This window comes from Pseudomonas sp. S2_H10, assembly GCF_054668285.1.
Genome location: NZ_CP162754.1, coordinates 3,051,772 through 3,069,519, shown reverse-complemented (window position 1 = coordinate 3,069,519; position 17,748 = coordinate 3,051,772). Strand labels below are relative to the sequence as shown.

General features: G+C 61.4%; 14 protein-coding genes. 9 read left to right on the top strand and 5 right to left on the bottom strand.

Features of this window, described 5'->3' with window-relative positions; genetic code table 11:
• Positions 1–43: 43 nt before the first annotated feature.
• The 4 genes from rsmA to AB4O16_RS13740 are packed head-to-tail and all read right to left on the bottom strand — an operon-like array spanning position 44 to position 5,955.
• Entirely contained in the window at positions 44–862 is an 819-nt protein-coding gene (rsmA, locus tag AB4O16_RS13755; protein ID WP_460157915.1) for a 16S rRNA (adenine(1518)-N(6)/adenine(1519)-N(6))-dimethyltransferase RsmA, read from the bottom strand.
• Complete coding sequence (pdxA, locus tag AB4O16_RS13750; RefSeq protein ID WP_460157914.1) at positions 859–1,848, bottom strand: 4-hydroxythreonine-4-phosphate dehydrogenase PdxA; 990 nt, start codon at positions 1,846–1,848, stop codon at positions 859–861. Before pdxA ends, rsmA begins: the two co-directional genes overlap by 4 nt.
• Positions 1,845–3,167 (bottom strand): peptidylprolyl isomerase SurA, encoded by a 1,323-nt coding sequence (gene surA / locus AB4O16_RS13745; RefSeq protein WP_371925960.1) that lies wholly within the window; start codon positions 3,165–3,167, stop codon positions 1,845–1,847. The genes pdxA and surA overlap by 4 nt, the downstream gene beginning before the upstream one ends.
• On the bottom strand, positions 3,142–5,955 hold the full coding sequence (locus AB4O16_RS13740; protein WP_460157913.1) for an LPS-assembly protein LptD: 2,814 nt from the start codon (positions 5,953–5,955) through the stop codon (positions 3,142–3,144). Before AB4O16_RS13740 ends, surA begins: the two co-directional genes overlap by 26 nt.
• 130 nt (positions 5,956–6,085) lie before the next feature.
• Between AB4O16_RS13740 and AB4O16_RS13735 the strand changes: the two genes are divergently transcribed.
• From AB4O16_RS13735 to AB4O16_RS13725, 3 genes are read left to right on the top strand one after another with little or no spacing between them, the layout of a single operon-like run.
• Complete coding sequence (locus tag AB4O16_RS13735; RefSeq protein WP_460157912.1) at positions 6,086–7,105, top strand: aminoglycoside phosphotransferase family protein; 1,020 nt, start codon at positions 6,086–6,088, stop codon at positions 7,103–7,105.
• Positions 7,102–7,773, top strand: a complete 672-nt coding sequence (gene murU, locus AB4O16_RS13730; protein WP_460157911.1) for an N-acetylmuramate alpha-1-phosphate uridylyltransferase MurU — start codon at positions 7,102–7,104, stop codon at positions 7,771–7,773. Before AB4O16_RS13735 ends, murU begins: the two co-directional genes overlap by 4 nt.
• 1 nt (position 7,774) lies before the next feature.
• Entirely contained in the window at positions 7,775–8,542 is a 768-nt protein-coding gene (locus tag AB4O16_RS13725; RefSeq protein ID WP_160388396.1) for a TerB family tellurite resistance protein, read from the top strand.
• A gap of 106 nt (positions 8,543–8,648) precedes the next feature.
• Here AB4O16_RS13725 and AB4O16_RS13720 read toward each other — a convergent pair whose 3' ends face one another.
• On the bottom strand, positions 8,649–9,638 hold the full coding sequence (locus AB4O16_RS13720; protein WP_460157910.1) for an alpha/beta hydrolase family protein: 990 nt from the start codon (positions 9,636–9,638) through the stop codon (positions 8,649–8,651).
• Positions 9,639–9,711: 73 nt separating this feature from the next.
• On the opposite strand from AB4O16_RS13720, the gene AB4O16_RS13715 reads away from it, so the two are divergent.
• The 6 genes from AB4O16_RS13715 to AB4O16_RS13690 all read left to right on the top strand — a co-directional run bounded on the left by AB4O16_RS13715 (position 9,712) and on the right by AB4O16_RS13690 (position 17,608).
• The gene (locus AB4O16_RS13715) at positions 9,712–12,114 is read left to right on the top strand and encodes a PAS domain-containing sensor histidine kinase (protein ID WP_460157909.1); all 2,403 of its coding nucleotides are present in this window, start codon (positions 9,712–9,714) and stop codon (positions 12,112–12,114) included.
• 17 nt (positions 12,115–12,131) lie between these two features.
• Complete coding sequence (locus tag AB4O16_RS13710; RefSeq protein WP_103396764.1) at positions 12,132–12,761, top strand: response regulator; 630 nt, start codon at positions 12,132–12,134, stop codon at positions 12,759–12,761.
• A gap of 316 nt (positions 12,762–13,077) precedes the next feature.
• Positions 13,078–14,202, top strand: coding sequence for an ABC transporter ATP-binding protein (locus AB4O16_RS13705; protein ID WP_160388393.1), 1,125 nt, complete (start codon positions 13,078–13,080; stop codon positions 14,200–14,202).
• Positions 14,203–14,250: 48 nt separating this feature from the next.
• Positions 14,251–15,294, top strand: coding sequence for an ABC transporter substrate-binding protein (locus tag AB4O16_RS13700; RefSeq protein ID WP_160388392.1), 1,044 nt, complete (start codon positions 14,251–14,253; stop codon positions 15,292–15,294).
• A gap of 229 nt (positions 15,295–15,523) precedes the next feature.
• The gene (locus tag AB4O16_RS13695) at positions 15,524–16,771 is read left to right on the top strand and encodes an ABC transporter permease (RefSeq protein WP_007980201.1); all 1,248 of its coding nucleotides are present in this window, start codon (positions 15,524–15,526) and stop codon (positions 16,769–16,771) included.
• 12 nt (positions 16,772–16,783) lie between these two features.
• On the top strand, positions 16,784–17,608 hold the full coding sequence (locus AB4O16_RS13690; protein ID WP_007980200.1) for an ABC transporter permease: 825 nt from the start codon (positions 16,784–16,786) through the stop codon (positions 17,606–17,608).
• Positions 17,609–17,748: the final 140 nt, after the last annotated feature.

The following is a 17,748-nucleotide window of genomic DNA, read 5'->3' as shown; positions in this document are numbered from 1 at the left end:
AGTAGACCAGAGTGGCGTCCTACCCGATAGCGCTCATCGCCTGTCAGTTCGCGGCGGGCTGTTGTGCTGCCTGTTCGCTGAGCTTGTCGGCCAGGCGCACGAAGGCAGCCAGGTCGAGCTGCTCGGGACGCAGGCTGCCATCGACGCCGCAGGCTTCGATTTCGGCATTGCTCAGCAGCAGCTTGAGGGTGTTGCGCAGGGTCTTGCGGCGCTGATTGAACGCTTCACGCACGACGCGCTCGAGCAGGCGGTGATCCTTGGCCGGGTGCGGCAGCACCGCGTGAGGCACCAGGCGCACGATGGCTGAATCGACTTTCGGCGGCGGGTTGAACGCGCCCGGGCCGACGTTGAACAGGTGCTCGACCCGGCAGTGGTACTGAACCATGATCGACAAGCGACCCCAGTCACCACCACCCGGGCCGGCAGCCAGGCGTTCGACCACTTCCTTTTGCAGCATGAAGTGCATGTCGCGGATCAGGTGCGAGTTGTGCAGCAGGTGAAAAATCAGCGGCGTGGAGATGTTGTACGGCAGGTTGCCGACCACTCGCAGGCTGCCTGGCGCTGCGTTGAGGCTGTTGAAGTCGAACTTCAGCGCATCGCCCTGATGCAGGTTGAAATTGCTCTTGCCGGCAAACTGCTGGTTGAGGATCGGGATCAGGTCCTTGTCCAACTCCACCACGTCGAGTTGCGCGCCGCTGCTGAGCAGGCCTTGGGTCAGTGCGCCCTGGCCGGGGCCGATTTCCAGCAGGCGGTCTTCGGCCTTGGCATGAATGGAGCGCAGGATGCGGTCGATAACGCCGGCGTCATGCAGGAAGTTCTGGCCAAAGCGTTTGCGCGCCTTGTGTTGGTATTGCTCGGTCATAAACGGGTCTCGGCCATCTGGTAGGCGGTTTCCAGGGCGACTTGCAGGCTGCCGGTGTCGATCTTGCCGCTGCCGGCCAGGTCCAGGGCTGTGCCGTGGTCGACCGAGGTGCGGATGATCGGCAAGCCGAGGGTCACGTTGACTGCCGCGCCAAAGCCTTTGTACTTCAGCACCGGCAGGCCCTGGTCGTGGTACATCGCCAGCACCGCATCGCAGTGCTCCAGATACTTGGGGGTAAACAGAGTGTCGGCGGGCAGGGGGCCACGAAGGTCCATGCCCTCGCCGCGCAAGCGCTCTAATGTGGGTTCGATGATATCGATTTCTTCATGGCCCAGGTGTCCGCCTTCACCGGCATGCGGGTTGAGCCCGCAGACCAGGATGCGTGGCCGGGCGATGCCGAATTTGTTTTGCAGGTCGGCGTGCAGGATTCGCGTAACGCGTTCCAGGCGTTCCGGCGTGATTGCATCGGCAATCTCGCGAAGGGGCAGGTGAGTGGTCACCAGGGCTACGCGCAAGCCGTGTGTGGCCAGCATCATCACCACTTGTGCGGTGTGGGTCAGGTCAGCGAGGAATTCGGTGTGCCCGGAAAAGGCGATGCCGGATTCGTTGATCACGCCTTTGTGCACCGGCGCGGTGATCATGCCGGCGAAATCTCCGCTCAGGCAGCCTTGGCCGGCGCGGGTCAGGGTTTCCAGGACGAAGGCGGCGTTGGCCTTGTCCAGTTGCCCGGCGACGACCTTGGCGTTGAGCGGTGTATCCCAGACATACAGGCTGTTGGCTGGCGCGGGTGTATCCGGCCAGTGGTCCGGCGTGACCGGCAGCAAATCGACAGGCACGCCCAGTTGCGCGGCCCGCTCGATGAGCAGGTCGCGGCTGGTAATGGCGATCAGGGGGTGAGGCTGGGCTTGCGAGGCGAGCAGCAGGCACAGGTCGGGACCTATGCCGGCTGGTTCACCGGGTGTCAGCGCGAAACGTTGGGGTTTCACTGCGCTGCCTGGTCGGCGCCAGGGAGTTTGATTTCCACGTACGCTTCGTCACGGATCTGACGCAGCCAGGTTTGCAGCTCTTCGTCGTATTTGCGGTTACGCAACACGGTCATGGCTTGCTGCTCGCGAGCCTGGGAGGTGCTGTCCGTGGCGCGACGGCCAAGGACTTCCAGGACGTGCCAGCCGTACTGGGTCTGGAACGGCTTGGACAGCTGACCTTGCGGGGTCTTGGCCATGACTTCGCGGAACTCGGGTACCAGTGCGTTCGGGTCGATCCAGTTCAGGTCGCCGCCGTTGAGGGCAGAACCCGGGTCTTCCGAGTAGCTTTTCGCCAGTTCGCCGAAGTCTTCGCCAGCCTCGATGCGGCTGTAGAGCGATTCGGCCAGGGCCTTGGTCTTGGCTTCGTCGCGGATCGGGCTCGGTTTGACCAGGATGTGGCGCACATGCACTTCATCGCGCATCTGGGTTTCGCCGCCACGCTTGTCGAGGATCTTCAGGATGATGAAGCCGCCCGGCGTGCGCATTGGCTGGGTGACATCACCCACCGGCATGGTGCTCAGCAGGCGATCGAACGGCGGAGGCAGTTGAGCGGCTTTACGCCAGCCCATGTCGCCGCCTTCCAGAGCGGTTTCGCTGGCGGACTTGGCGATTGCCAACTGACTGAAGTCAGCGCCTTGCTTGAGCTGCTGGTAAATCGCATCGGCCTGTTTGGCTGCATTCTGAATCGCTTCGGAATTGGCGCTTTCCGGCGTTGGAATCAGGATGTTGGCCAGGTGAAACTCTTCGGACAGCTGCATCTTGCCAAGGTCCGATGCCAGGAAGTTCTTCACTTCCTGCTCGGAGACCTGAATGCGTTCGGCAACCCGACGCTGGCGCACACGGCTGATGACCATTTCGCGGCGAATCTGCTCACGTGCGTCGTCGTAGGACAGACCGTCGTGAGTCAGGGCAGCGCGGAACTGCTCGATCGACATGTTGTTGCGCTGGGCAATGGTGCCGACAGCCTGGTTCAGCTCTTCATCGGTAATGCGGATGCCGGAGCGCTCGCCGATCTGCAATTGCAGGTTTTCGACGATCAGGCGTTCAAGTACCTGCTGCTCCAGCACGCTGGACGGCGGCACGGCAGAACCACGCTTGGCAATGGTTTGCTGAACTTCACGGACGCGATGGTCCAGTTGGCTCTGCATGACCACGTCGTTGTCGACGATGGCCACCACTTTGTCGATGGACTGCACGGCGGCACTGGCCGCCGTGCTCAGGAACAGCGCGCCCAGCATCAGCGGGCGCAGACAATCAGAAAGCTTGGTCTTCACGTTCACGATAACCTTGAATGCCTTTGTCGAGGAAGCTCTCTACCTTGGCGCCAGTCACGCCGCCGAGTCCCTTCAGAACAATTTGGAGGAAGACGCCATGGTCGCCTTTTTCGTTTTCGGGTGCTTCCTGGCTGAACTCGTCGTAATCAACGAAGTAGCGGTTGATCAGGCGCAGTTTCCAGCAGCAGTTGTCGTACTCGAAACCACCGAAGGCTTCCAGGGTACGGTTGCGGTTGTAGTCATACTGCCAGCGGCTGATGGCGCTCCATTGCGGCACGATCGGCCAGATCACCGAGAAGTCGTGCTGTTCGATCTTGTAGTAGTCCTTCACGTAGCCAGGCTGGCCAGGGGTGCCGTAGTCACCGCCGCCAACGCTCCATTGACCGGTGTTCTGGTCGTAACGGACCTGGTCATTACGATAGCGATAACCGAGGTTGACCACCTTGTTCGGGTTGTCTTCAGGCTGGTAGTGGAACATCGCGCTGCCCGAGCGAGGGCTGCGGCTGTCCGGGTCCCAGTTGTAGTCGGCCGTGGTCCGCCAGTCGCGGTTCCAGCGATATTCGTATTCCAGGGCGTAAGGCGAAACGTTGGCTTGCGTATCTTTACGAGTCTTGGCATCGATACCTGGCAACTGAACTTCGCGGTCCTTGAAGTACAAGGCCTGGCCGACGCTGATGCGTTGACGCTCGAAACCGTCGTCTTCGATCCAGCGGCTGGTCACGCCCAACGACAGCTTGTTCTCGTCGCCGACACGGTCGGAGCCGGAGAAGCGGTTGTCACGGAACAGCGACGCATAGTTGAAGGTGTATTCGCTGGTATCGAATACCGGGATGTCTTCCTGGTCGACCTCGGGCACGTACAGGTAGAACAGGCGCGGCTCGAGGGTCTGGCGGTAGTTCTTGCCGAAATACTGGGTATTGCGATCGAAGTACAGGCCGCTGTCGATGCTGGCGATCGGAATGCTGCGATTCTGGTTGCTGTCGAACTGGCCGTTGAGGTTTTCAGTCCCGTTTGCAGCTGCGTTCAGGTTCTGAGCCGCGATCTGGCTTTTGCCGGTGCCGTCCAGGTCCAGTTGGTACTGGGTGTACTGGTACTTGAGCTTCGGTGTCAGGAAACCGTAGGTCGTGGTCATTGGCAGGCTGATGGCGGGCGCGAGATTCAGGCGGTCGCCATTGGCGCGAGCCAGACCTTGAACGTTGTTGTCCAGGCGAGGGCTGCCGACGCCATCTTCGTCAAAGTATGTCCCGTTCTGCAGATCGCGATCAAACCGCACAAGTTCGGTGTTGTACGTGAAATCCAGGCCTTCCGGATGATAAGGCAGCATGCCGTCGAGGGTGAGCTGCGGCAGGCGGTCGTACGGCGTAATGTTCGATACGCTCGCCAGTTCGTAGGCCTGGGCGTTCGCGCGAGCGGTATAGCCCTCGCCGCGATAGGTCACGGAACCCTGTTGGTTCACGTAGTCATTGCTCTTGATGCCAATCTGGTCGGTCTGCAGATCCTGGAAGTAATACGGATCGCTGATCTTGGTGTAGTCGACTTGCGTGAATACTCGCGAGTCGAGACCACCCTTGTGCTGCCAGTTGTACATGTAGCGGGTTTTTTCGGCGTCGGACTGCTTGTCGCGCTCGTCGCTTTCGTCGTTCAGGTACGCCGCACCGAACTGGCCTTCGCTGGACTTGGTCAGGTAGCGGAATTCGCCTTCCATCAACAAGCCGTGCTTTTCCATGTAGCGCGGGTACAACGTGGCATCGTAGTTCGGCGCCAGGTTGAAGTAGTACGGGGTGACCAGCATGAAGCCGGTATCGCTGCCGGTGCCGATGGTCGGCGGCAGGAAGCCGGACTGGCGACGGTCGTCGATCGGGAAGTAGATGTACGGCGTGTACAGGACCGGAATGTCCTTGACCCGCAGTGTCACGTTGGTCGCGGTACCGAAACCGGTGGCCGGGTTCAGCGTGACGTTGTTGCCCTTGAGCTGCCAGGCGTTGCTGTTCGGTTCGCACGTGGTGTACGTACCATCCTTGAGGCGGATGATCGCGTTCTCGGCACGCTTGGCGTACAGCGCACTGCCGCGGATGCGCGACTTGTGCATCACGTATTCGGCGTTGTCGACCTTGGCTTCACCGGTGTCGAGCTGTACATCGGCGTGGTCGCCGACGATCAGTGCACCGTTGTCGCGAATGCGCACGTTGCCGCTCAATTCGCCACGGCTCTCGGCCTGGTACAGGTTGGCTTCGTCGGCTTCGACCTGCATGCTGCCCTGGCGCATGACAACGTCACCGGCCAGGGTCGCGACCTGCTCATCCTGCTTATAGCGGGAGGCTTTTGCGCCGATAAAGGTAGGTGCGTCACTTTTATCCGTCTTGTCATTCATGCCAGGACGAATCGGTTCGATATAGGAACCAGAGCAATAAGGACCGGTTTCGGCCAATTGTGCGGCGGTGAGCTGCTCGCGGGGAACCCAGTCGAGGTGACTGTAGTCTGCGCTACGCGACTTCAGGCCACGGCCTTTGGATTCGGTGACCAGCACCGGCTTGGCGCCAGTGTCTTCGCCGGATCCGGTCTGGACCGGAGCTTCGCCGGTAGCGGAAACTGCGCTGCCGTCATGGACGGGACGCGGTGGCAATGCAGCCGCCGGCGTTTTTGGCGCACAGTCCCAGGAACCCGAAGCAGAGACTGAGCAGTCAAACTGTTCCGCGGCGACCACGTAGGAAGTGGCAAGGGGTTGCAGCGCCAGCAAACTGCCGGTTACCAACAACGGAAATTTTTTACGAAACGCGGGGGATTTCAATGCCATCTTATTAGTCCGGGCTTCCTGCGTGCCATCTGCCCGCGGTGTGGGCCGCACGCCTCTCGATGGTCTGAAAAAGATGCTGGATAATAAAGCATGACCCGCTTGACGGCTAGCGCCGTCGGAGACCCTTGCAATGCCTGATCAAGATGTACGCTTGCAACACCTGAAAGTTTGGCTCGATAAACAATTGGCGACCCTCTTTGCCGAGCAGGGTTGGGGCGCCGTCCCCCCGGCCACATTGACTGCGGCCAGTAGCGACGCGAGTTTTCGGCGGTATTTCCGCTGGCAAGGCGATGGCAAAAGTTTCATCGTGATGGACGCGCCGCCGCCCCAGGAAAACTGCAAACCTTTCGTGGATATCGCCTTTTTGCTGGCGAAATCCGGAATAAATGTGCCGAAAATTTATGCCGAAGACCTCGAGCGCGGATTTCTTTTGCTCAATGACCTGGGCAACAAGACCTATCTGGACGTCATCGACAGTGAAAATGCCGACGATCTGTTCAACGATGCCCTGCAAGCGTTGCTGGCTTTCCAGCAGTTGCCGATGGTTGCGCCGCTGCCGAGCTATGACGTGGCATTGCTGCGTCGGGAACTGGAACTGTTCCCCGAGTGGTACGTGAAACGTGAACTGGGCATCGAATTCGACGCAGCGCAGCAAGTGCTGTGGCAGCAGGTCAGCGACCTGTTGATCGACAGCGCCCTGGCGCAGCCAAAAGTCCTGGTGCATCGCGACTACATGCCGCGCAACCTGATGCTCAGCGAGCCCAATCCCGGTGTGCTGGATTTCCAGGACGCGGTGTATGGCCCGGTGACCTACGACGTGACCTGCCTGCTCAAGGACGCTTTCCTCAGCTGGCCTCAGGAGCGTGTGTCCGGCTGGCTCGAAAGCTACTGGCAGCAGGCGGGCGCCCTTGGTATTCCGGTGCAGCCAGAGTTCGAGGACTTCCTGCGTGCCAGTGACTTGATGGGGGTGCAGCGTCACCTGAAAGTCATCGGCATTTTCGCGCGCATCTGCCATCGCGACGGCAAACCGCGCTATCTGGGCGATGTGCCGCGGTTCTTTGCCTATATAGAAGCCGTGATCGCTCGCCGTCCTGAACTGGCCGAGCTGGATGTATTGCTGGCCAGTCTGCGTGCCGGAGTGAAAGCATGAAGGCAATGATCCTGGCCGCGGGCAAAGGCGAGCGCATGCGCCCGCTGACCCTGACCACGCCAAAACCGCTGGTTCGCGCCGGCGGTGTGCCGTTGATCGAGTATCACCTGCGGGCGCTGGCCGCCGCCGGGTTCACCGACATCGTGATCAATCACGCCTGGCTCGGTCAGCAGATCGAAGACTATCTGGGCGATGGTTCGACATATGGCGTGAGCATCCAGTACTCGGCGGAAGGTGAGCCCCTGGAAACCGGCGGGGGGATTTTCCGCGCCTTGCCGTTGTTGGGGGATGAGGCGTTTGTGGTGGTCAACGGTGATATCTGGACCGATTACGACTTCAGCGTGTTGCATCAGCCCATTAACGGCCTGGCGCACCTGGTACTGGCCAGCAACCCGGCCCATCACCCGGCCGGGGACTTCAGCCTGGTCGAAACGCAGGTACGCGACGGTCAGCCAGAGGTTGGAACCCTGACCTACAGCGGCATCGCCGTTTTGCATCCGCAGTTGTTCGACGGCTGTACGGCGGGGGCCTTCAAGCTCGCGCCGCTGTTGCGCAAAGCCATGGCTGACGGTCAGGTAACTGGCGAACAGTTGAAAGGCCACTGGGTCGATGTCGGCACTCACGAACGCCTGGCCGAAGTTGAAACATTAATAGACGCGAGCCGCTGAGATGCTGTGGCCAGGGACTCTGATCGGAGCCGGAGCGGGTTTTGCCATAGCCAGCATTCCGGGGGCCTTGCTCGGCGCATTGTTGGGGCAGGCGCTGGACCGGCGCCTGCACTTGCAGAGCTGGGGGCATTTGCGGGAAAAGCTGGGCGGTCGCCCGGTGTTGCGTAACGATGAATTGCTGTTTGTCCTGTTGGGGCGCCTGGCCAAGTGCGACGGTCAGGTGGTGGCCGGGCACATCGAACAGGCCCGGGCGGAAATGCGCGCGCTGGACATGTCCGGGCCGGCCCAGCGTCGTGCGATTGCCGCGTTCAATCGCGGCAAGTCGGGCCGCGACCGCCTACGCGGTTATCTGCGTCGCCTGAGTGCCCAGCCCCATGCGGCCGAAGGCGTGTTGCGCGCCTGCTGGCGAATGGTCTGGGCCGATGGTCGTGCCGGCAGCAGTGAACGTGAGCTGATCAGCCAATGGGGCCGGTGGCTGGGCTGGACACCTCACCAGGTAAATGCGCTGGCCCACGACTATGAGCCGCAGAAGCGGCCATTGAGCAGCAGCGTGCCAAGTTATCAGGACGCCCTGAGGCTTTTGGGGGTGTCGGCTACCACCGAGCCGGCGCAGATCAAGCGTGCTTACCGACGCCTGCTCAGTCGGCATCATCCGGACAAGATTGCCGGTAGCGGTGCGACGGCGATGCAGGTTCGTGAAGCGACCGAGAGAACGCGGGAATTGCACAGTGCCTATACGTTGATTCGGGAGCGGCGGGATTTTCGCTAGTCCGGAACATTTGCGTCGCCAGTGATACCGCTATCGCGGACAAGCCACAGGTTTTGTGTCGTACACAAAACCTGTGGCTTGCCCGCGATGAAGGCGCCTCGGTCTGTCAGTCTGTCGCAGGCAGCGGACTCAACCAGCCCCGCACCCGCCGGAACAGTTGCTCCTGCTCTGCCTTGTTGTCTGGCAACGCCTTGAGCGACACCTGGCTGAAGGCCGACGCCTTCAATCGTTTGCTGGCCTGCAGACGGGCCAGAGCCGCATTGCGATCCAACAGTTTGTCGTTATAGAAGATATCGGCGGTCGGCAGCTTCAACGTCGGGGTCAGTTCCGCCAGTTCCGGTTTCACCGTCACGGGTGTCTGCGCGGCAACCATCACCAGTTTCTCGACCTGCGACGGCTGCCTCTCGCTCAGGTAGCGCGCGGCCCAGTAGGCGCCCGAACCATGTCCCAACACCACGATGCTACGAGCGCTTTGCTGTTCGGCGAATGCGATCGCCGCGTCGATCCGGGCAAAGATGCGCTCGGCATCAGCCTTGGATTGTTCCTCGGTGGTTTCGGCGACAACCTTGTCGGCCACATCGGCCTCGCCGCCGGCCACCTGCTCGATGGGGGCTGCGGTGGTCGAATCTTTACTGGCGCTTTCGGCGGCTTTGGGAGCGGGTGGCGCTTCCACGACTCGTGGCGCAATGGCATCGCTTTGCAGGTCTGGCAAGGTGATACTCAGGCTGCTCCATTCGACGTCCGGCAATTTGCGCCGCAAAGGACCGACCGCTTGCGGCCAGTCAACGGTTTCACCGGCGCCCGGGATGATAATCACCGCGCCTTTGGGTTGGGCGGTATTGGCCGGTTTCCACAAGGCCAGAAACGTGTCGTTGCCCGCTTGCAGTTGTTGCTGTTCCTGAGCCGGGATTTTTCGCTCCAGTGCAGTCGCTTCTTCCTGACTACGCTCAGGCAACGGCTGACGTTCGAGTGGTTTTTCTTCGGCGGTTTTTTCTGTTGCACCAGGCGCCGGGTCGGCCGCCTCGACGGAAAAAGCGCAAGGCAGGATCAGCGACAGGCACAATGCTGGCAGTGCCAGGCGGTAGACAGGGGGCATCGGATATTCCAGGCCAGAAGTTGTTCCGGCAGCCTAATGGGTTGGTCAGTATTTGTCAGGGTGTGAGAGTTCAATGATGCGTTTTCGCTGCCTGTGGGTTATCGGCTGCTTGTGGTTTCCCTTGATGGGCTGGGCGGCGGCCATGCCCCCGGAGCACCTTGCCCGACTGACGCCGAAACAACAGTCCTGGCTGGCGCAGCAGAGCGAGTTGCGGGTCGGCCTGGTGTTGCAGGCGCCCTATGCGCAATACGATCGTCGCTTGCAGCGCCTGTCCGGGGTGAATGTCGACTTGATGAAGTGGCTGGCCAAGACCCTCAACGTCGAACTGAGCTGGCGCAACTTTCCCGACCTTGAACAACTGGAGGCGGCCGCGCGCGAGGGCGAAATCGACATCGCCCCGGGGCTGACCCAAACCCCTGGCGGATTGCGCCTGTGGCAGTTTTCCGACCCCTACATGCGGGTGCCGCAACTGGTGGTCAGCGACCAGAAAGGCGCTGGCACGGTAGAACTGGAAAAGCTCGACAGCCAGACCCGCGTCGCCGTGCGCATGCCCAGCGCCATCGCCGATTATCTGCACGGCAACTATCCACACCTGAACCTGCAGGGCGTCCCGATGGAGCGCCAGGCGTTACAGTTGCTGACGGGCCAGCAGGCGGCCTATGCGGTGGTAGACGAGGCGCAATTGGGGCGCCTGTCCGTCGAGCCGGAGTTCGTCGGACTGGTGGTGGTCGGGGATGTCGGCCTGCCGCAACTGCTACGGGTGGCCACGCGTCGCGACAAGCCGGAACTGGCGGGCATCGTTGAAAGCGCGTTGCGGGCGATTCCGGCCAAGGATCTGGAACAGTTGCACAATCAATGGCTGCAACCCAAGTATCCGCGCCTCACCGAGTCTCCGGGGTTCTGGCAAAACCTCTGTCTGTTGCTGGTGGTACTGGCGTTGAGCTGCATGGCTATCGTGTTCTGGCAGCGGCGCCAACAGCACAGTCTGGAGCAACGCCTGATGGCCGCGCAGGACGACATTGCCATGCGTGCCGCTGGCGAAGAGGCGTTGCGGCTCACCCAGTTTTCCATCGACCAGAGCACCGTCGGCATTCTCTGGGTCAACTGGGACAGTCATGTGCGCTACGCCAACCGCGCGGCGGAAAACATGCTCGGCTACCCGCCTGGCGGGATCATTGACCGACCCTTGATCGACTTCGAGCCCGGGCTGCACATGGACCGCTGGCTCAATCTGTGGAAGCGCGCCCGGGCCAGTGAAGAAGGCCCGCAAAGCTTCGAAACCAACTGCGTGCGCGCCGACGGCAGCGTGCTCCCGGCCGACGTCTCGTTGAGTTTTCTGCGTTTTCGCGACGGTGAATACCTGGTGGTTTACCTCAACGACGTCACCGAGCGGCGTCGTGCCCTGGCAGCCCTGCAGGAAAGCGAGGCGCGACTGCAAGGCATCGCCGCCAACGTTCCGGGGCTGGTTTTCCGCCTGGAACGGGCGCCGGTGACCGGCCAGATCGACTTTGCCTACATCAGCGAAGGCAGCGAAAGCCTGGTGGGTTACTCGCCGGCCACGCTGGCCCATCGCGACAAAGGCCTGCGCAGCCTGGTGCATCCGGATGACAAGGCCAGCTATCACCAGACCCAGGACCATGCGCTGGATACCGACAGCGACTGGTCGTGGCAAGGGCGCATCCTCACGCGCCAGGGCGAGCAGCGCTGGGCGGAGATCAAGGCCATCACCCGGCGGCTGGAAGACGGCGCCTACGTCTGGGACGGCATCGTCTGGGATATCAGTGAGAGCAAGCGCATCGAACTCGAGCTGGCCAGTTCCCGGGAACAATTGCGCGAGTTGTCCGCGCACCTGGAGAGCGTGCGCGAAGAAGAAAAGGCGCGCATCGCCCGGGAAGTTCATGACGAATTGGGGCAGATGCTGACGGTGCTCAAGCTGGAAACCTCCATGTGCGAACTGGCTTACGCGCAACTCGATCCGGGTCTTAACGAACGCCTGGGCAGCATGAAGCGCCTGATCGCTCAACTGTTCCAATTGGTTCGCGACGTGGCGACCGCCTTGCGCCCGCCGATTCTCGATGCCGGTATTGCCTCGGCCATCGAATGGCAGGCCCGACGCTTTGAGGCGCGTACGCAGATTCCGTGTCTGGTGCGGGTGCCGGACAATCTGCCGGTGCTCAGCGACGCCAAGGCCATCGGCCTGTTCCGGATCCTTCAGGAAGCGCTGACCAATGTCATGCGCCATGCCCAGGCGCATACTGTCGAACTGACACTGGCGCTGGAGGGTGACGAGTTGTGCCTGACGGTCAGCGATGACGGTGTAGGATTTGTTGCCGCACTTGGCAGGCCAACGTCCTTTGGGATCGTCGGAATGCGTGAGCGGGTATTGATCCTGGGCGGTGAGTTATCCCTTGAGAGTGAACCGGGTGAAGGCACGACCCTGAGTGTGCGCGTGCCGCTGGACCGCCGACAGTCGTAATCAATGAGGAAGGGCAAGTGATCCGTGTACTGGTAGCCGAAGACCACACCATCGTCCGTGAAGGCATCAAGCAACTGATTGGCCTGGCCAAGGATTTGCTCGTGGTGGGGGAGGCGAGCAATGGCGAGCAGTTGCTCGACACCTTGCGTCATGTGCCCTGCGAAGTGGTGTTGCTGGACATCTCCATGCCGGGGGTCAATGGCCTGGAAGCCATTCCGCGGATCCGCGCCCTGAACAATCCGCCGGCGATCCTGGTGTTGTCGATGCACGACGAAGCGCAGATGGCCGCCCGGGCGCTCAAGGTCGGGGCGGCGGGTTATGCGACCAAGGACAGCGACCCGGCGCTGTTGCTGACGGCGATTCGCAAAGTGGCGTCAGGCGGGCGTTACATCGACCCGGATCTGGCCGACCGCATGGTTTTCGAGGTCGGCCTGACCGACTCGCGGCCATTGCACTCGTTGCTCTCCGAGCGCGAGTTTTCCGTGTTCGAACGCCTCGCCCAGGGTGCCAACGTCAACGACATCGCCCAGCAGTTGGCGCTGAGCAGCAAGACCATCAGCACGCACAAGGCGCGGTTGATGCAGAAGCTCAACATCACCTCGCTGGCGGAACTGGTGAAGTACGCGATGGAGCACAAGCTCCTCTGATACCGCATCCCCTGTAGGAGCCGGCTTGCTGGCGATGGCGTTCTAGAGGTCGCTATCGCCAGCAAGCCGGCTCCTACAGGATTAACGCCACGCCATATCCATTTACGACATGCCGAACAACCGCTTTTGCCATTACTTGCGGCTTGTAGCTGAGCGCTGCCACTGCATTTGCCAAAACGCGCCATCCTTGTAGGGCAATCCCTACCCCCAGCCTTCCATCCGGCTGAGGCGAATCTCTCTTGCCCCCCGATTTGCGTGGTCCCCAGCGTCCACTAGGCTTAATCCCACAGCAGTCATCAATAACAAAGGTGTGGGTATGAGCCAGGTCGATTCAAGCGCAGGGGCCAATGATGTTCTGGTCAGCTTTCGTGGAGTGCAGAAGAGCTACGACGGCGAGAACCTGATCGTCAAAGACCTCAACCTGGACATTCGCAAAGGCGAATTCCTCACTCTTCTCGGGCCGTCCGGCTCCGGCAAGACCACCAGCCTGATGATGCTCGCCGGTTTTGAAACGCCGACCGCGGGCGAAATCCTGTTGGCCGGGCGCTCCATCAACAACGTGCCGCCGCACAAGCGCGACATCGGCATGGTGTTCCAGAACTACGCCTTGTTCCCGCACATGACGGTGTCCGAGAACCTGGCGTTCCCGCTGACCGTGCGCGGCATGAACAAGAGCGACGTCAGTGCCCGGGTCAAGCGCGTGCTGAGCATGGTCCAGCTCGATGCCTTCGCCCAGCGCTACCCGGCGCAGCTTTCCGGTGGTCAGCAACAGCGTGTGGCATTGGCCCGCGCCCTGGTGTTCGAGCCGCAACTGGTGCTGATGGACGAGCCCCTCGGCGCACTCGACAAACAACTGCGTGAACACATGCAGATGGAAATCAAGCACCTGCACCAGCGCCTGGGCGTCACCGTGGTCTACGTGACCCACGATCAGGGCGAAGCCTTGACCATGTCGGACCGCGTGGCGGTGTTCCATCAGGGCGAAATCCAGCAGATCGCGCCGCCGCGTACCCTCTACGAAGAGCCGAAAAACACCTTCGTCGCCAACTTCATCGGTGAGAACAACCGCCTCAATGGCCGACTGCACAGCCAAACCGGCGACCGGTGCATTGTCGAACTCGGACGCGGTGAAAAGGTGGAAGCCCTGGCGGTCAACGTCGGCCAGACCGGTGAGCCGGTGACCCTGTCCATTCGTCCGGAGCGGGTGAGCCTCAATGGCTCCAGCGACCAATGCGTCAACCGCTTCTCCGGGCGGGTCGAGGAATTCATCTATCTGGGCGACCACGTCCGGGTGCGCATGGAAGTCTGCGGCAAGACCGACTTCTTCGTGAAACAGCCGATTGCCGAGCTCGATCCTGCGCTCGCCGTCGGCGACGTGGTACCGCTTGGCTGGCAGGTCGAGCACGTTCGTGCACTCGATCCCCTTCTAGAGGCGAACTGATCGCCCCGGCAATACCAACACCAACCCTGCACGTGGAGAGAACAATAAATGTTGAGATCCCTGAAATTCACCGCTTTGGCACTGGGCATGATGGGCGCGGCACACGCAATGGCGGCCGGCCCGGACCTGACCGTGGTGTCCTTTGGCGGAGCGAACAAGGCGGCTCAGGTCAAAGCCTTCTACGCACCGTGGGAAGCGGCAGGCAACGGCAAGATCGTGGCGGGCGAGTACAACGGCGAAATGGCCAAGGTCAAGGCCATGGTCGACACCAAGAGCGTGTCCTGGGACCTGGTAGAGGTTGAATCGCCGGAACTGTCCCGTGGTTGCGACGAAGACATGTTCGAGCAACTCGACCCTGCGCTGTTCGGCAAGACCGAAGACTACGTCAAGGGCGCCATCCAGCCTTGCGGCGTAGGTTTCTTCGTGTGGTCGACCGTGCTGGCGTACAACGCTGACAAACTGGCATCCGCACCGACCAGTTGGGTCGATTTCTGGGACACCAAGAAATTCCCGGGCAAGCGTGGCCTGCGTAAAGGCGCCAAATACACCCTGGAATTCGCACTGATGGCCGACGGCGTTGCGCCGAAAGACGTCTACAAAGTGCTGGCCGGCAAAGATGGCCAGGACCGTGCGTTCAAGAAGCTCGATGAGCTCAAGCCGAACATCCAGTGGTGGGAAGCCGGCGCACAGCCGCCGCAGTACCTTGCTTCGGGTGACGTGGTCATGAGTTCGGCCTACAACGGTCGAATCGCTGCCGTGCAGAAAGAAAGCAACCTGAAAGTCGTATGGAACGGCGGCATCTACGACTTCGACGCATGGGCCATTCCAAAAGGTCTGGATGCCAAGCGCGCTGAAGCGGCGAAGAAGTTCATCGCCTACTCGGTAATGCCACAGCAGCAGAAGACCTACTCGGAAAACATCGCCTACGGCCCGGCCAACACCCAGGCCGTACCGTTGTTGGCCAAGGATGTCCTGAAAGACATGCCGACCACCCCGGAAAACATCGCCAACCAGGTGCAGATCGACGTCAGCTTCTGGGCTGACAACGGCGAGCAACTGGAACAGCGTTTCAATTCCTGGGCTGCGAAATAAGCAGAGGGCTCGCCCTCCTGTGAGGGCGGGCTTCTGTGGCGAGGGGGCTTGTCGGATCGCCGCACCGCCCCGTTGGGCCGCGAAGCGGCCCCCAAACCTGCAATCGCGATGTGTCAGATACACCGGGTGCGATGTTTTACGACTGCTTCGCAGCCGAACGGGGGCAAGCCCCCTCGCCACAAGTTCGCTCCCACATTAACGATCGATCAAAGATTTCCCGGAGTACGTCATGGCTATCGCCGTTCCCCTGAACGAGGGCACCAGCCCCACCTTGAAGCAGCGGCTCAAGCACGCCGAGCGGGTCAACCGCTGGAAGGCCCAGGCGCTGATCGCGCCGCTGGTGCTGTTTCTGTTGCTGGTGTTCCTGGTGCCGATCGTGGCGCTGCTCTACAAAAGCGTTGGCAACCCGGAAGTGGTCGGCGGCATGCCACGCACCGTAACCGCCATCGCCAGTTGGGACGGCCGTGGCCTGCCCGCTGAACCGGTTTACAAAGCAGCGGCTGAAGACCTCGCCGAGGCTCGCAAGAATCAGACCCTGGGCGATCTGTCCAAGCGCCTGAACATGGAACTGGCCGGCTACCGCAGCCTGCTGACCAAAACCGCCCGCGCCTTGCCGCTCGCCACTGAACCGGCCTCCTATAAAGAAGCGCTGGAAGGCCTCGACGAGCGCTGGGGCGACCCGGCCTACTGGCAAGCGGTACGCCGCAACACCAGCAGCATCACCCCGTATTACCTGCTGGCGGCTGTCGATCACCGCATCGACGACCTCGGCGAAATCGCCCCGGCCACCCCGGATCAGGCGATCTACCTCGACATCTTCGCCCGCACCTTCTGGATGGGCCTGATCATCACCGTGATCTGCCTGGTGCTGGCGTACCCATTGGCTTACCTGCTGGCGAACCTGCCATCGCGGCAGAGCAACCTGCTGATGATCCTGGTGTTGCTGCCGTTCTGGACCTCGATCCTGGTGCGGGTCGCGGCGTGGATCGTGTTGCTGCAATCGGGCGGCCTGATCAACAGCGGCCTGATGGCCATGGGCATCATCGATAAGCCGATCGAACTGGTGTTCAACCGCGTCGGCGTCTACATCTCGATGGTGCACATCCTGCTGCCATTCATGATCCTGCCGATCTACAGCGTGATGAAAGGCATCTCGCCGACCTACATGCGCGCCGCGATTTCCCTCGGCTGCCATCCGTTCGCCAGCTTCTGGCGGGTGTACTTCCCGCAGACCTATGCCGGTGTCGGCGCCGGTTGCCTGTTGGTGTTCATCCTCGCCATCGGCTACTACATCACCCCGGCATTGCTGGGCAGCCCGAACGATCAAATGGTCAGCTACTTCGTCGCCTTCTATACCAACACCAGCATCAACTGGGGCATGGCGACCGCACTCGGTGGGCTGCTGCTGTTGGCGACCGTCGTGCTTTATCTGATTTACAGCTGGCTGGTGGGCGCGAGCCGCCTGCGCCTGAGCTAAGGGGAGAACGAAATGCTGAGTCCTTACATGTCGCCCATCGAACGGGTGTGGTTCTACAGCTTGCGGATTCTCTGCGGCTTGATTCTGTTGTTCCTGATTCTGCCGGTGCTGGTGATCATTCCGCTGTCGTTCAACTCCGGCAGTTTCCTGGTGTACCCGCTGCAGGGCTTCTCGCTGCAGTGGTACCACGATTTCTTCGCCTCGGCGGAATGGATGCGGGCCCTGAAGAACAGCATCATCGTCGCCCCGGCGGCCACGGTGCTGGCGATGGTCTTCGGTACGTTGGCGGCCATTGGCCTGACTCGCGGCGACTTTCCCGGCAAGGCGCTGGTGATGGCGCTGGTGATCTCGCCGATGGTGGTGCCGGTGGTGATCATCGGCGTGGCCAGCTACCTGTTCTTCGCTCCGTTGGGGTTGGGTAACAGCTTCTTCTCGCTGATCGTGGTGCATGCGGTGTTGGGTGTGCCGTTCGTGATCATCACTGTGTCGGCGACCTTGCAGGGGTTCAACCACAACCTGGTGCGGGCTGCTGCGAGCCTGGGTGCTTCGCCGCTGACCACGTTCCGCCGGGTGACCTTGCCGCTGATTGCGCCGGGCGTGATCTCGGGCGCGCTGTTTGCCTTCGCGACGTCGTTCGATGAGGTGGTGGTGACGCTGTTCCTCGCCGGTCCCGAGCAAGCGACCCTGCCACGGCAGATGTTCAGCGGTATCCGCGAGAACCTCAGTCCGACCATCGCCGCCGCCGCGACGCTGCTGATTGCCTTCTCGGTGATCCTGCTGCTGACCCTGGAATGGCTGCGTGGGCGTAGCGAAAAACTGCGTACCGCGCAGGTCTGACACCACACCCTGTAGGAGCGAGCCTGCTCGCGATGAACGTCAACGATAACGCGGGATACCTGACACCCCGCAGCGTTCTCGGGTTCATCGCGAGCAGGCTCGCTCCTACAGGTGTTTTTGGCAGTTTTCGGCAGGCCCGG

What these genes read in the sequence shown, in the direction of transcription:
- AB4O16_RS13690 (WP_007980200.1), top strand. Translation starts at nt 16,784, where the DNA reads ATGCTGAGTCCTTACATGTCGCCCATCGAACGGGTGTGGTTCTACAGC.
- rsmA (WP_460157915.1), bottom strand. Translation starts at nt 862, where the DNA reads ATGACCGAGCAATACCAACACAAGGCGCGCAAACGCTTTGGCCAGAAC.
- AB4O16_RS13725 (WP_160388396.1), top strand. Translation starts at nt 7,775, where the DNA reads ATGCTGTGGCCAGGGACTCTGATCGGAGCCGGAGCGGGTTTTGCCATA.
- AB4O16_RS13705 (WP_160388393.1), top strand. Translation starts at nt 13,078, where the DNA reads ATGAGCCAGGTCGATTCAAGCGCAGGGGCCAATGATGTTCTGGTCAGC.
- AB4O16_RS13715 (WP_460157909.1), top strand. Translation starts at nt 9,712, where the DNA reads ATGATGCGTTTTCGCTGCCTGTGGGTTATCGGCTGCTTGTGGTTTCCC.
- AB4O16_RS13700 (WP_160388392.1), top strand. Translation starts at nt 14,251, where the DNA reads ATGTTGAGATCCCTGAAATTCACCGCTTTGGCACTGGGCATGATGGGC.
- AB4O16_RS13720 (WP_460157910.1), bottom strand. Translation starts at nt 9,638, where the DNA reads ATGCCCCCTGTCTACCGCCTGGCACTGCCAGCATTGTGCCTGTCGCTG.
- AB4O16_RS13695 (WP_007980201.1), top strand. Translation starts at nt 15,524, where the DNA reads ATGGCTATCGCCGTTCCCCTGAACGAGGGCACCAGCCCCACCTTGAAG.
- AB4O16_RS13740 (WP_460157913.1), bottom strand. Translation starts at nt 5,955, where the DNA reads ATGGCATTGAAATCCCCCGCGTTTCGTAAAAAATTTCCGTTGTTGGTA.
- murU (WP_460157911.1), top strand. Translation starts at nt 7,102, where the DNA reads ATGAAGGCAATGATCCTGGCCGCGGGCAAAGGCGAGCGCATGCGCCCG.
- AB4O16_RS13735 (WP_460157912.1), top strand. Translation starts at nt 6,086, where the DNA reads ATGCCTGATCAAGATGTACGCTTGCAACACCTGAAAGTTTGGCTCGAT.